The following is a 12,470-nucleotide window of genomic DNA, read 5'->3' as shown; positions in this document are numbered from 1 at the left end:
CTCCTCCTACTCGATTGTGACTCTTTAAAACTGATTTAGCTGATGATGTTAGGCACAAACACTAACGAAGCAGCAAACGTCGCAGTGGTGTTTTTTCGATTCCAACAACCAACCCGAAGCTCAACAATACGGTGCCAAAAAATACCGTAACGTCTTTTGCCAATTCCGTAATGCCTAAAACTCCACAGACATTGAACAACACGATAATGATCAGCAAATGGCTGACGTAGATACCTAGCATGCGATTTGAAATGGCGCGAACCCAAGCGTAGTTACCCATGTTTGGATTTGCTAAAAGCCACATGAACACGCCCATCCCCCATAGCGCCGTGCCAAACAAGAAATCATTCATGTTGAATCCGACGTCGAACGTGGTGAGCCATGATGCCTCAGCAAAATGAATCAACATGCCTAACGCTAATAACCCCAACGCTTTAGTTGATGACACCTTCCATTGATTCTGACGAATAAGGAAACCTAAGGTCACCATTAACGTGCTAAAGAACGGGCCATTACGTGTGAAGAAAGGTGCTTCTAACCCGGTTAGCGTTGCGTAGCTGCCCGCTAAAACACCATAGACGTAAAGTGCAATTGCCGCTGGTAATAGCAGTTTGTCGAGTTTCATTTCGACTATCAAAGCAATGATCAAAACTGCACATACGAGAGCGGGAATAAACCATAAATGAACCAATCCACCCTCTAAGAAAGAGTTAAGTGGCGTGTTCATTAAGAAACCCCAATAGCCTTGGCGCTCACCTAGGTAACCAAACTCTTCTACCTTCGCGAGGTTGAATGGCATCACTAAGCAAATGATGCTCCATGCTAACCAAACCTTAAGCAGTGGTTTAGAGTAATTAATGACGGTTTGCCACGGGGAGGCAGTCAGCTTAGGCTGAATAAGATAACCGGAAATTAGGAAAAACAGAGGTACCGCAAAACGAGCGGTTTGGTTGAGTACATAACCGATCCAAGGCACTTCATCTATTTGCCAATAAGTGAGTGCCACTTGGCCATGTAAGCCAATGATCGCCAAGATAGCAATCACTCGACCCAACTCAATACTGGCGATGTGTTGTGAAGGCGTATGTTGAACGGAAGACATATCAGATCTCTTAGTAAAATTTTTACGAAATCTAGCAGTCTTTATGCCCAACCAGTTAGTCTTAAATCAAGGCTTATGACCTTTGTTTCAAGGCTTGTGTCGGTTTTTTGAAGCCTGTCGCAGCTATATTAAATCCATTGCAGTAAGTAAAAAAATACCGAGAGTACAAGTGATAAGAGAAACAACAGTAGTAAGCGCGATGATGTTAGCCGCCAGTGTTGAGTTTCCTCCCATCGCACGAGCCATAACGTAGCTTGCTGCTGCCGTTGGTGCTGCGCTCATCAAGAAGATAAGCCCTAGATCGAGCCCTTCAAATCCTAAGTACCAAGCAGCCAATGTAATTAGTAACGGTGAGGCAATTAACTTGTAGCTAGAGGCGAACCACGTAGACAACTTTTCTTGTTTGAGCGAACTAATATCTAGAGAACCACCAGTACAGAGCAGAGCCAAAGGTAACGTCATGTTGGCAAAGTATTGACCAGCGTCAGTCACCATTTTTGGAATGGGAATTGAAAGTGCATAGAAGACGACCGCTAAGAAGATAGCGATGATTAACGGGTTTTTGGTGATGGACTTGGCGATCACTTTAATCGCTTTCGCGCCGGTGTCTTCGCCTTTTGGTGTGAGTGCAATTACGGCTTGAATATTATACAACACGGTTAGGGATGCGACATAGATAGCCGCCAATGCCACGCCTTGGTTGCCATAGATATTAGCCACATAGGCGAGGCCGATGATCGCGGTATTAGCGCGGAATCCACCCTGGACAATCACACCTTGATCTTTCGAGCCTTTGAATACCAATTTGGTCGAGAAAATAGTAAACAAGAAAAAGACAAAGTTAGCGATGACGCCAAACGCAACTAACGCGCTACTGGCTGAAAAGTTGTGATTCGATTGAACAATACTCAGAAATAGCATTGCGGGTAGTGTGACTTGAAACACCACCTTGGACGCGACATCAATGAAATTGTCATTGATTAAGCCGATTCGCTTAAGCATCACACCAAGAAACAGCATTAAACAGATAGGACCTGTAACTGACGCCGAAAACGCAAACTGTTCCCAAAGTGTGTTCATTGTTTTTCCTTTGTTAGTCGATCTCAATTTCCTTTGAATACTGTCGCATTTTTCCACAGTTCTTTGATAAGACAAAATGAATACCAAGGGTTAAGTAAAAAACTTGAAAAAAAGTACGAACGTGCTAAAAATAAAGCATCAGATTTATTGTTGGTGAATAATGAGCAAAGGAAAGATAACCAAAGAGTATATTTTGAGCCATGCATTCGCACTTGCGAGCGAAAATGGTCTCGAGAGTTTGACGATTGGCGAATTAGCCAAGCAGTGTGGTATGTCTAAGAGTGGATTGTTTGCGCACTTCAACTCTAAAGAGAACCTGCAACTCTCTGTACTCGAATATTCCAACGCCATATTCACTGAAAGAGTCATCATTCCGGCGAGAGAGTTGGGCGACGGTGATATTGAAGCCAAGCTTAAACAACTGCTCGATAACTGGCTGGGTTGGAATCATTCATTCCAAGGCAGTTGCATGTTTATTGATGCTTGGAAAGATGCTGGCAGTGAAACCTCTGTGATTCAGAAGGCACTGCAGAAAACCATTTCAGTGTGGATTGATTACTTGACGATTCAGGTAGCAAAAGCGGTTGAGAGCAAACAGTTCAGAGCCGATTTAGATCCAAAACAGGCAACCTTTGAATTATATGGCCTTTATTTGAGTGCGAACTTGTTCTACTCGTTACGAGGCCAACAAGCGAGCCACACCCACTTTTGGAGTGGTGTACAGCGCTTAATCGCTAGCTGGAAAGTCGCTTAATTCGTTTTTAAGCGGAGCATTGCTTAGGTAAGTTAAGCTAGGTAACAATGACAAATAATTTTAAGAGAAATGGCGGAAAGCTACGATAAACTTCTATAAGTAGCATCAGCGCCATTTTTTATATTAACAAATAGCACGGTCGTTCGATTTTTAGGGCCGAGCTCGATCCGCCAGATGATGATGGCGATACAAGGAACGGTCATGAGTGACAAAATCTATTTTAATACATCGAACAAGTTCAGCTTCAAGCGCAGCCTAATTGGCGCTACAACCAATCTGCATTACATCTTAGCGCCGAGCCACGCAAAGAAAACGGCACGTAAACTACTGCTCACTCCAATGCGTACCGAGCAAAAAAATGCTGATCCAGAAGGGCTGATCAAGAGTGAAATCAAAGGCCGTGATGGTGTGCTAAAAACGTACTCTCTAGGTACTGGCCCAGTTTGGGTGCTTACCCACGGTTGGTCAGGCACCGCGAGTCAGTTTTTTCCTTTAATGGAACACATCGCCGCGAAAGGTTTTACGGCCTTGGCTTACGATCATCCTGCTCATGGTGGCAGCGATGGCGTGCATGGTCATATCCCTGCGTTTGTGAACGGCTTAGAGGCGATTCTAGATTCGGTTGGTGAAGTAGCAGGTTTAGTCGGTCACAGTATGGGTACGGCTTCTGCGTTGGAATGTAAGCACGTTAAATTGGAAAACAAACCTTTGTTGCTAATTGCTCCTGTGTTGGATTATTTAGAAAATCTATTTGGCAGCGTGGCTCGTTCTGGTTACTCAATGAAGCTGTTTGAGGCGGTCGTGGGTGAAGTGGAAGAACAGTTTAACTACCCAATTCAATCTGTTGATCCCTATGGAAAGCTTGCGCTTCGTGAGTCTCAGACGATCATTGTTCATGATGAGCAAGACAAGTTTACTAAGTTTGATGTGTCTCAGCGTGCCGCTAATGAAATGGGTCGCGTTACCTTGATTGCGACTCAAGGCCAAGGCCATGGGCGAGTAATGAAGTGCCCACAAGTATTTGAGAGCTTTGATAACTTGATTGGCTAAGTCTAATACCAATCGTAGTAAATAACTGTTCACCCTAGCTTGTTAAAAATCTCGATAACGTCGTTAGATTTTTTGATTGTAGAATAACTACTTATCGAAACTATTTATTGAAAAGAGCAGCCTTGTTCTCAAGCTTTTTTCCTGCGCTATTTTTGAACACTTGCTTACTGTGATTGGTATAACGAGCGCAAGCAAGTAGAACGCCAGTTAAGAAAACAAATAATAAAAAGGCCAACCAGACATTCTCTGGTTGGCCTTTGCTTTAGGGATTTAGTTGATGCTTAGTCAGTATTTAACTAAGCACTATTTTTAGTTAGCAGCTTGCAGGACCGATCTCTTTCCACACGCCCCATTGGCCTGTCGTTGTTGGATCTTCACCGGTTGTCCACCATTTCGCTTCCCAAACCTTACCGCCTTGAGTCACTTGGTCGCCGCCAGTGTAGACCGCACTTGAATCCCAAGCGTTAGTACACGTACCGCCGCCTGTGGTTTTCTTAAGCACTTTCACTGAAGTAGCCGCGACTGATGTCTCTGTGCCATCGCTGACTGTTACAGAGAAGTTCAGCGTTGTATCTTGCGTGTATTCCGCCGCCACAAAGCTTACTGAAGAACCTTGAACCGTTGCATCAATACCAGCAGGTACATCCCACGTGAAGGTCAATGTGTCTTGCTCAGCATCGCTCGAAGCTGAAGCATCAACCACGACTACATCACCCGCATTCACTTCAGCCGGAGCCGTAACCACAGCAACTGGTGCTGTATTGACTGGGCCTGTGTCTTTAGGAGTTACCGTTACAACAACGGTGTCAGTTGCAGTAGCACCTTCGTTATCAGTTACCGTTAGGCTGAATGTGAGTACTTCTTGTTGAGCGACTTCAACCACATCGAAGCTTGCAACAGCCGCATTCGCGTTGGCCAGAGTTACTGCCGTTCCGCTTACTTGTGACCAAGCATAGCTCGCAATCGTACCGTCGCTGTCTTTTGAAGCGCTACCGTCTAGAGAAACAGAAGCTGGGCCTTCAACCGATTGGTCTGCGCCCGCTGCTGCGGTTGGTTTACGGTTTACAGGATCAGTAGTTCCACCTGCTAGACCTTCATGCATCGCATTTAGGATATCGCCGTTATCCGCATCAATTTCCCAAGAGAATAAACCCGCAAGGCCAAGGCTACGAACGTATGCGCCTTTTGCTTTTACCGAGCGGTCATCATCAAATGTGATCAGCTTGCCTGAAGTACGGTTCCAAACGTAAGGCGCTTCTGCCATTTCGTCGTAACCATATTCAAAGCCGTTGATGCCTTGGTTGTTTGCACCAAGCATGTTCGCTTTAATGCCTTTGTAATCGATAACGCCATCTTCCCATACACCCTGAGCAGAGCTGCCGGTCAGTTTGCCATTACCTACGCCAGTCATTGGGTCGCTTGGATCTGAAAGTGATGATGGTAATACGCCTTCCCAACCACGACCGTACATCGCTGTACCAACCACAAGTTTGTTCGCTGGAACACCTTGCTCAAGCAGCAATTGGATGCCGTTGTCTGTGGTGTAAGCAGGGCCAGTGTACTGTTCGCCATTTTCATCAAGGCCTGTGCCATCACATTGACCAGGGCGCATGAAGTTACCGCAGTTGAGTGCTGTTTGGTGACCTAACACGTTGTTCCAACCGCCGTAGAAGTCGTAAGTCATTGCGAAGATGTAATCCATGTATTGGATAGCATCGCCGTAGTTCACGTCTTCAATCTTATCGTGACCAACACCGATCGCTGATGTTAGCTCGTAAGTACGGCCGTTCTCCGCTTCTAGCTCATCCAACATAACGCGCAGTTCTGCCATCAATGCAATGTAAGCAGGGCCGTCATTCACAGGGTCACCAAGATCGGGAGCAGCACCGCCTCCACCAGGGAATTCCCAATCGATGTCTACACCGTCGTAGAATTTCCATGTGTTGAGGAATTTCTTAACCGACGCAACGAAGGTGTCGCGGTTCGCTTTTGTAGTGAAATCGAAGAACGGGTCAGACAGTGTCCAACCACCAATCGATGGAATGATTTTTAAATCAGGATTACGCTGCTTAAGCGCCATCATCATCGCGTAGTTACCCTTGATAGGGGAGCTGTATTCGTGCCCTGCTTGCGGGAAACTTTTTTGGAAAGCGGCCCAAGGGTCATGAATCACCACTTCATAATCGTTAACGCCCTGACACGCTGTCATGAGTGCGTTGTAGCTGTTACCGCCTACTGATTTCACTGATTCATTAGGACCACAAATTGGGATGAAGCCATAAAGGATATGGGTCAAGTTATCAGCGGGAAGGTTATCGACTGTGTAATCACGGCCATAGATGCCCCACTCAACAAAGTAAGTACCTACTACCGTGTTTGGATCTGTGTTGTATGACTTGTTGTTCGGGTCCACATTCATCGCAAGTGGCGCTAAGTGTGAGCCATCGGTATCTGCGATTGTGATCTGAGCGGGTGCACTCTTGGCACAGCCTGTTTCGTCACACGCTTCGATTTCCATCTGAAATAAGCCGCCTTGGCCGTATTCGAATGAAGCTGTCGTTTGGCTGCCAGTTATAGGGCCAGTGGCCACTTTAACGCCATCAAAGTAGATGTTGTAAGTGTTTCCTGACGTTCCGCTCCATTGGTTGAATTTAACGTCGACCTTTGCTTTGTCGTGATATTGAACCATCTGGTTATAGCCAGAAGTCGTTTCCATCGCGAGTTCAATTTTAGAAAACTGTAGGTTGTTGGAACCGTACATGTCGATGCTAGGTGCTGTTGGTGCAGCTAATGCTGTACCTGATAGCGCTAGAGCAATGCTTGCCGCACAGGTATTAATACGAATCATACTATTTCTCTCATTCCTTGAAGGTTACGAGAACCAAATGGCCCCATAAACGGCTCCAATCAGTTTTGAAGGAGCTTCCCAGTCAGTATTCGAGAGAGTTTTAATTTTATAACTGAAAATAAATCCGTTTTCGATGGACAACTAAAAAATATTGTTTCGTTACAATTCTGTTGCTTAATGAGTGAGAGGCTGAGTCCATGTTTTATAAAATAAAACATCCTTCAGAATGAAAATCTCATAAGTGAAATTACGCGACATGAAGTTATGAAAAGATGCGACAAACTATAAGAAAATATCGTCATTTGAAGGGGAGTCACAGAGTTGGATGTATGAAGCTGAGATAGGTTGCGTGATAAATACAGTGCTTATTCAAAAAACTAAGGGGTTTATCGTTTGAATTGCTCCGCTAATGAAGCGCGTCGTTGCTGCATAACACTGTGGGTATCACCCGCGGCTGTGTCTTCATAGCCCTCTTTAATGAACTGTTGTGAAGGGACGCTCGGAACGAGTCGTTTTAAACGAGGGGAATCGTAGGTACCACTTATCGTATAAACCGTTGACCCAGAACCTGTATTTATGGTGACAACTTTGCCATCAAAATCAAATGAAGTACTGATGAAACGATGGTTCATCATCACGCCATTGTCGGAAAGAGTCAGGATGTCGGTTTTGTAAGGTGGAGCGCCAATCTCTATCCATGTGCCGTACACATTACTTGGGCTGACGGATTGCTGGTGGGTTTGATAGGCGAAATACCCTGCAGTGAGAGCAATAATAGCGGCAACCAATAAGAAAATGTAACGTAACGAGTTGGCAAATAGATCTGCTATTTTGGTGCTCTTTTTCGCCATGTTCTCGTCTTTTCCTTACTCATACTGCCTTAAATACTATAAATTAAAACCTTAGTTTGCAAAGATAGTTGCGAGAGTTAGAAGCAGGATCGAATGTTCTAGATAAATGGGTTGCTTTGGCTAATTTTAAGTCTTTCTGATGACATTCGTTTAGTCAATGCATCTCTATTGTAGAAAAGACTTAAGCTATGCGTATTTATTTCTTGTAGGAATGTCGTGAATTGGTTAAAACAATTATCACGTGAATTTACGCATAGGCTGATTCATTGAAGCCCAATAATTGCAATTTGAAGATAACAAGGAAGTACAATGATTAAAGAGAATACATACTTTGATGGTGGCGTTAAGTCGTTAGCGTTTAATCAGTCTGGTGCTGATGTGAGTGTTGGTGTGATGGCTGCTGGCGAATACACATTCGGTACCGCAGCTCCAGAAAAGATGACCGTTGTAAAGGGTGCTCTGATTGTAAAGCGTGTTGGCGATGACGATTGGACGACATACCAATCTGGTGAGTCTTTTGACGTTGCGGGCGATTCTTCTTTCGACCTACAGGTAAAAGAAGCAACGGCTTATTTGTGTGAGTACTTATAAGAAGTTGTGTTTTAGTTTCTGACTAATAAGAAAAAACCACGCTCTAAGAGCGTGGTTAAATAAGTGATAGTAACCGGCAGTGGATAGTGTCACTTGTTTTTACAGTCATCAAATGGACGACTAAAATTCGTTGTTCGTTGCAAAATCTCTTCAATCTTCAATCTTCAATTCAAATCTCAAGACAGACATCTGTAAATCAGTAAGTCTCAAATACGCCGTTGTTGTAATCCTGAATCGTCTGTTCAATCTCTTCCATCGAGTTCATGACAAACGGACCATAGTGCACAACCGGTTCATTAATCGGCTGACCAGAAAAAATCAGTACACCTGAATCTTCTAGGCTTTCTAAAGACAACAATTCAGCCTTGGTGAGTAGGGCAAGCTGACCTTGATTGATCACTTTGTCGCCGATCTTAACGCTGCCTCGGTACACGTAAGTCATGGCATTGTGATTAACTTTGGTCCCTAACGTCACTTTTTGCCCTGAATTCGCCCGCCAATCCGCGACGCTTAATGGCACACCTGTTGTTTGTAATGGCCCCTGCGCTTGTAAAGTGTCTACATCATTTTGGTTATACAGCTCAAATCCACCTGCAATCACTCGTAATAAACCGCTTTGCTCATCTGGATGTTCTGCAATGCTTTCACTTTGGAAATCATGGTATTGCGCTGGCTGCATTTTGTGTGTTGCTGGTTGGTTTATCCAAATCTGAAAGCCGTGCAACGTACCTTCTTCCATCATCGGCATTTCACTGTGAATCACACCACGCCCCGCGGCCATCCATTGTGCGCCACCGCTGCGAAGTTCACCGACATTCCCCATATGGTCTTTGTGTTGGAAGTGACCTTGGAGCATGTAAGTGAGCGTTTCTATCCCACGGTGAGGATGTGGAGGAAAGCCGCCAACATAGTCTTTGCTTTCATCCGACTTCAGTTCATCAATCATTAAAAATGGAGAGAAACGTGCGTTATTAAAACCTGCGAGTCGTTGGATTTTGACGCCATCACCATCTGAGGTGGCATGTGCTGTAATCACATGATCTACTGCTCTTACATTCGTCATTTTGAAACCCTCATAAACTTGAATAGCTGTAGTTTATGTAATTTGATTTAAAAAGAAGATGGCACAGCGTTGAGTGACTTATTCGAAAATCTTGAACAGGTAACAATATGAAATTATGTCTATACTCAATAGAGAGTATATCGCCAAGGAGGCCGCTATGGCAGTTCAGCAAAAACATGGCGAAAGGCATGGTCGGATAGGTTTTGATAACGACTTTACAACGGAGCAAAGCCAGCGCTTTACAGAGGTTGCAAACAGCGCGGTTAAACGCCGCGTGAAAAAACGTGAGATAGAAGCGCCGTTTATTCAGTCAGCTAAGCAAGCCGCTTTTAAAACCGTGGTGAGGCGACCTAAAGGGAATAACCCAAACCGAACACGTCAAGTCATATGGATTATTATGATCGGGTTAGTGAGTCTTTGGCTTATGTACCTTGCAGGTTAGCAGCGCCGCTCCGTTATAGGAATGGCTAGCGTTGGCGCGTTTTTAATAGCGTAACATTGTTCCCTTCGATCTTCGCTTCAAAGCAATCTTCAAGTTCAGATGAATCCGGTGCTGAGCTAACAAGGCTCGTTGGTAGTTCTTCTATCAGGGTCGATACTGGGTTGTCGTGATAATAAGCATATCGGTTTTTTCCTGAATGCTTGGCAACATACATCGCTTTATCAGCACATCTCGTCAGCTCATGTAATTCTTGGGCATCTTGCGGATACAAAGCAACCCCAACACTTAACGTCAATTCCTTGATTCTCTCGTTTGTTTGGCAGCCGCTTTCGAACAGCCCGCAGATCCTATCTAGAATGCCGTCTAGATCTTTACGAGTTGGCACATCGTAGAGCATCAGAACAAACTCGTCTCCAGCAAAGCGCGCGATGGAATAATCGTATTCATGGCTTTTTCTGTCTCTGGTTCGAATGTTGTTGCTCAAGCGATTGGCAAAATGCTGTAAGACACTGTCTCCCACATCGTGCCCGTAGCTGTCGTTAATGCCTTTAAAGTCATCTATATCCAAAAAGACCAATGCCGTAAGTGATCGCTCACTATCCACGGTGGCTAGTTTTTCTGTCGCCCAGCGTTCAAAGCTCCAACGGTTTGCCAAGCCGGTTAACTGATCTCTGTAAGCGAGATCTTCAATGCCTTCTTTATACAGGCGTTGAATATAACTGACGGCTTTTGTGTAGTAATAGGCGGATGTGTGGCACACCAAGCTCATGGTAAATAAGCTAAGGAAAAATCTGTGTGTGCTGTTAAATGGTAAAGAAAAATTGTTGGGCATTGCTGTAATCAAGGTGCTGATGAACAGGCAAAACGAGGTGCTGAAGATTATGCCAATTCTGAAATCATTAATGAAAATGACCGCGGCCAGAATTGGGTAGAGCCAGAGGATGCGATCTGGGATGGCGTGACTGTACAAGAATAGGATGACGCCCTGAACTAGAAGAATACCACTCAGAATCAATTCGGAATACTCAGGATTGATGACTTTTCTTACATATAAAGCGTTAGAAATGGCAATGATGGCGAAGCACAATTCGAATATTGACAGCGTGTAATGCTCGCCTTCGAAGTAAGCCCAAGTATAGAAAATGAATAACGCAGCGGCAGTCAGTGAAAAGGAGTGGACAATTTTTTGCTTGCGGGTGGATCGTATGTCCGCCATTTCTTCTAGGTGCCTGCCGACGAGCCTTTTCATGTGATCTGTGCCAAAGTTTTTGATAATGGTGTTAATAGTAGATTAAATAACAAGCTATGCAGAGGCTTAGATGTCTATTTAGTGTGACTACTATCAAGGTTTCATATGAAAGGCTGTTCAATCAATTCCAAATAGTGATGTATATCACCGATGGTGCTGGTCATCTCTAGAAGATTAGATTTAAGCATCAAACTTGTAACCGTTGTTTGATGTTTATCTACTTGCTTTCCAGAGAGTTACTCCACATAGTTTGTAAACGACCAAAATTAAGAAAGGCTCATTATGTTAATTACCTTTAGTTGTAAAGCTCATGCTAGTGTCACGATGTTTGGTGAAGTCGGCCTCCAGTTCATCAAGATGCTTGGGCATAGCGGCTCCATCCCAGGTGCTATGGATGCTTCAGAGGTTCCTCAAGCTCTGGATAATCTACGTGCTGCTATTGCAGCAGAGCAAGTCCGTAGAGCATGAAAATACTGATGACGACAATGAAGAAGAGGTGGTTGAAGCGCCTGTTAATATCGGTAGTCGAGCGTTCCCACTGGTTGAATTATTAAAAGCTGCCATCAAAGATGAATGTGAAGTAATGTGGGAAGACGGTAGCGGCAAGCGACTGTAGTACGATTCACGCGAAACGTAACAAGCCTATTGAATCTATTTTAATCAGAATGAATGCTGAACCAGTATCGGACACACCATGACCATGGAGTTTTATGGTGATGAACCGATACTGGTGTTTTTTTAGTGAAGTAATCCACTCGTTTCTGTTTATTTACAAGGTTCGTCAGCCCTGAAATGAGTGACTTTTGTTATCGTAATATCAATCCATAACAGACCGTAAACAAAGTGATGCTGTTCACGCTTTCTTGACTCCCAATTCTGAACTAAGAATTTTTCCTAGTTATTCTAAGACCCTCTCTCATGCGGTCGATTTTTAGACTCCTTATTATTTCACGGTCAACTAACAAACAATGTATGGCCGCAATTATGCCGTGCAGACCTCACAAAAAATAAGAGAGTTCACAATGTTAAAGTTCCTAGATCAGGTTCGAAAACCGACGCTGGATCTTCCGGTCGAAACTAGAAGAAAAATGTGGTTTAAACCATTCCTACAATCTTACCTCGTCGTGTTCATTGGTTATCTAACCATGTATTTGATCCGTAAGAACTTCAATGTCGCGCAAAACGACATGATTTCTACTTATGGATTATCGATGACGGATCTAGGTCTTATCGGTCTGGGTTTCTCTATCACTTACGGTATCGGTAAAACCGTCGTTTCCTATTATGCCGATGGTAAAAACGGCTTTGTTTCCTAAATCAGGGAACTAATGCTTAAAGCTACGATCAGATCATCTAAGTTCACTCACATACTTAGAGCAATGCCAAAGCCTCGCTACAGAACAACTAACTGGAAACAATATAACCAAGCCCTAATCAATC

General features: G+C 44.1%; 10 protein-coding genes and 2 pseudogenes. 6 read left to right on the top strand and 6 right to left on the bottom strand.

What is annotated here, in order from left to right:
• Positions 1–61: 61 nt before the first annotated feature.
• Entirely contained in the window at positions 62–1,102 is a 1,041-nt protein-coding gene (locus AB4507_RS13010) for an acyltransferase (RefSeq protein WP_372150271.1), read from the bottom strand.
• Positions 1,103–1,225: 123 nt separating this feature from the next.
• A complete protein-coding gene (locus tag AB4507_RS13005) occupies positions 1,226–2,182 on the bottom strand; it encodes an AEC family transporter (RefSeq protein ID WP_372182800.1) in 957 nt (318 codons plus the stop codon).
• A gap of 160 nt (positions 2,183–2,342) precedes the next feature.
• Here AB4507_RS13005 and AB4507_RS13000 point away from each other — a divergent pair, with 160 nt between their 5' ends.
• Positions 2,343–2,936 (top strand): TetR/AcrR family transcriptional regulator, encoded by a 594-nt coding sequence (locus tag AB4507_RS13000; RefSeq protein WP_017082983.1) that lies wholly within the window; start codon positions 2,343–2,345, stop codon positions 2,934–2,936.
• Positions 2,937–3,137: 201 nt separating this feature from the next.
• The gene (locus tag AB4507_RS12995) at positions 3,138–3,986 is read left to right on the top strand and encodes an alpha/beta hydrolase (RefSeq protein ID WP_372182799.1); all 849 of its coding nucleotides are present in this window, start codon (positions 3,138–3,140) and stop codon (positions 3,984–3,986) included.
• Between the two features lie 313 nt (positions 3,987–4,299).
• Here AB4507_RS12995 and AB4507_RS12990 read toward each other — a convergent pair whose 3' ends face one another.
• Both AB4507_RS12990 and AB4507_RS12985 read right to left on the bottom strand, forming a co-directional pair.
• A complete protein-coding gene (locus AB4507_RS12990) occupies positions 4,300–6,834 on the bottom strand; it encodes a glycosyl hydrolase family 18 protein (RefSeq protein WP_372182798.1) in 2,535 nt (844 codons plus the stop codon).
• 386 nt (positions 6,835–7,220) lie between these two features.
• The gene (locus AB4507_RS12985; protein WP_065111764.1) at positions 7,221–7,685 is read right to left on the bottom strand and encodes a DUF2850 domain-containing protein; all 465 of its coding nucleotides are present in this window, start codon (positions 7,683–7,685) and stop codon (positions 7,221–7,223) included.
• 309 nt (positions 7,686–7,994) lie between these two features.
• Here AB4507_RS12985 and AB4507_RS12980 point away from each other — a divergent pair, with 309 nt between their 5' ends.
• Positions 7,995–8,276: a pyrimidine/purine nucleoside phosphorylase gene (locus AB4507_RS12980; RefSeq protein ID WP_017111355.1), complete on the top strand. Its 282-nt coding sequence runs from the start codon at positions 7,995–7,997 to the stop codon at positions 8,274–8,276.
• Positions 8,277–8,472: 196 nt separating this feature from the next.
• On the opposite strand, the gene AB4507_RS12975 is transcribed toward AB4507_RS12980, so the two are convergent.
• The gene (locus AB4507_RS12975) at positions 8,473–9,339 is read right to left on the bottom strand and encodes a pirin family protein (protein WP_372182797.1); all 867 of its coding nucleotides are present in this window, start codon (positions 9,337–9,339) and stop codon (positions 8,473–8,475) included.
• 157 nt (positions 9,340–9,496) lie between these two features.
• Between AB4507_RS12975 and AB4507_RS12970 the strand changes: the two genes are divergently transcribed.
• Positions 9,497–9,781, top strand: coding sequence for a hypothetical protein (locus AB4507_RS12970; protein ID WP_017061541.1), 285 nt, complete (start codon positions 9,497–9,499; stop codon positions 9,779–9,781).
• A gap of 25 nt (positions 9,782–9,806) precedes the next feature.
• On the opposite strand, the gene AB4507_RS12965 is transcribed toward AB4507_RS12970, so the two are convergent.
• On the bottom strand, positions 9,807–10,997 hold the full coding sequence (locus tag AB4507_RS12965; RefSeq protein ID WP_136977864.1) for a GGDEF domain-containing protein: 1,191 nt from the start codon (positions 10,995–10,997) through the stop codon (positions 9,807–9,809).
• Positions 10,998–11,312: 315 nt separating this feature from the next.
• On the opposite strand from AB4507_RS12965, the pseudogene AB4507_RS12960 reads away from it, so the two are divergent.
• Together AB4507_RS12960 and uhpT are read left to right on the top strand one after the other, a co-directional pair.
• Positions 11,313–11,646: pseudogene (locus AB4507_RS12960) on the top strand (DUF1840 domain-containing protein).
• Positions 11,647–12,052: 406 nt separating this feature from the next.
• A pseudogene (gene uhpT, locus AB4507_RS12955) lies at positions 12,053–12,331 on the top strand (hexose-6-phosphate:phosphate antiporter); the annotation flags it as partial.
• Positions 12,332–12,470: the final 139 nt, after the last annotated feature.

The sequence above is a fragment of the Vibrio sp. 10N.222.54.A3 genome (genome assembly GCF_041474095.1).
GTDB classification, from domain to species: domain Bacteria; phylum Pseudomonadota; class Gammaproteobacteria; order Enterobacterales; family Vibrionaceae; genus Vibrio; species Vibrio crassostreae_C.
The sequence above is the reverse complement of the archived record's forward strand: the minus strand, read 5'-3'. Positions and strand labels throughout refer to the sequence as shown.

Bases quoted from the DNA above. Each gene is read 5' to 3' on its own strand.
- AB4507_RS12980 (WP_017111355.1), top strand. From the start codon at position 7,995: ATGATTAAAGAGAATACATACTTTGATGGTGGCGTTAAGTCGTTAGCG.
- AB4507_RS12970 (WP_017061541.1), top strand. From the start codon at position 9,497: ATGGCAGTTCAGCAAAAACATGGCGAAAGGCATGGTCGGATAGGTTTT.
- AB4507_RS12975 (WP_372182797.1), bottom strand. From the start codon at position 9,339: ATGACGAATGTAAGAGCAGTAGATCATGTGATTACAGCACATGCCACC.
- AB4507_RS12990 (WP_372182798.1), bottom strand. From the start codon at position 6,834: ATGATTCGTATTAATACCTGTGCGGCAAGCATTGCTCTAGCGCTATCA.
- AB4507_RS12985 (WP_065111764.1), bottom strand. From the start codon at position 7,685: ATGGCGAAAAAGAGCACCAAAATAGCAGATCTATTTGCCAACTCGTTA.
- AB4507_RS12995 (WP_372182799.1), top strand. From the start codon at position 3,138: ATGAGTGACAAAATCTATTTTAATACATCGAACAAGTTCAGCTTCAAG.
- AB4507_RS13010 (WP_372150271.1), bottom strand. From the start codon at position 1,102: ATGTCTTCCGTTCAACATACGCCTTCACAACACATCGCCAGTATTGAG.
- AB4507_RS12965 (WP_136977864.1), bottom strand. From the start codon at position 10,997: ATGGCGGACATACGATCCACCCGCAAGCAAAAAATTGTCCACTCCTTT.
- AB4507_RS13005 (WP_372182800.1), bottom strand. From the start codon at position 2,182: ATGAACACACTTTGGGAACAGTTTGCGTTTTCGGCGTCAGTTACAGGT.
- AB4507_RS13000 (WP_017082983.1), top strand. From the start codon at position 2,343: ATGAGCAAAGGAAAGATAACCAAAGAGTATATTTTGAGCCATGCATTC.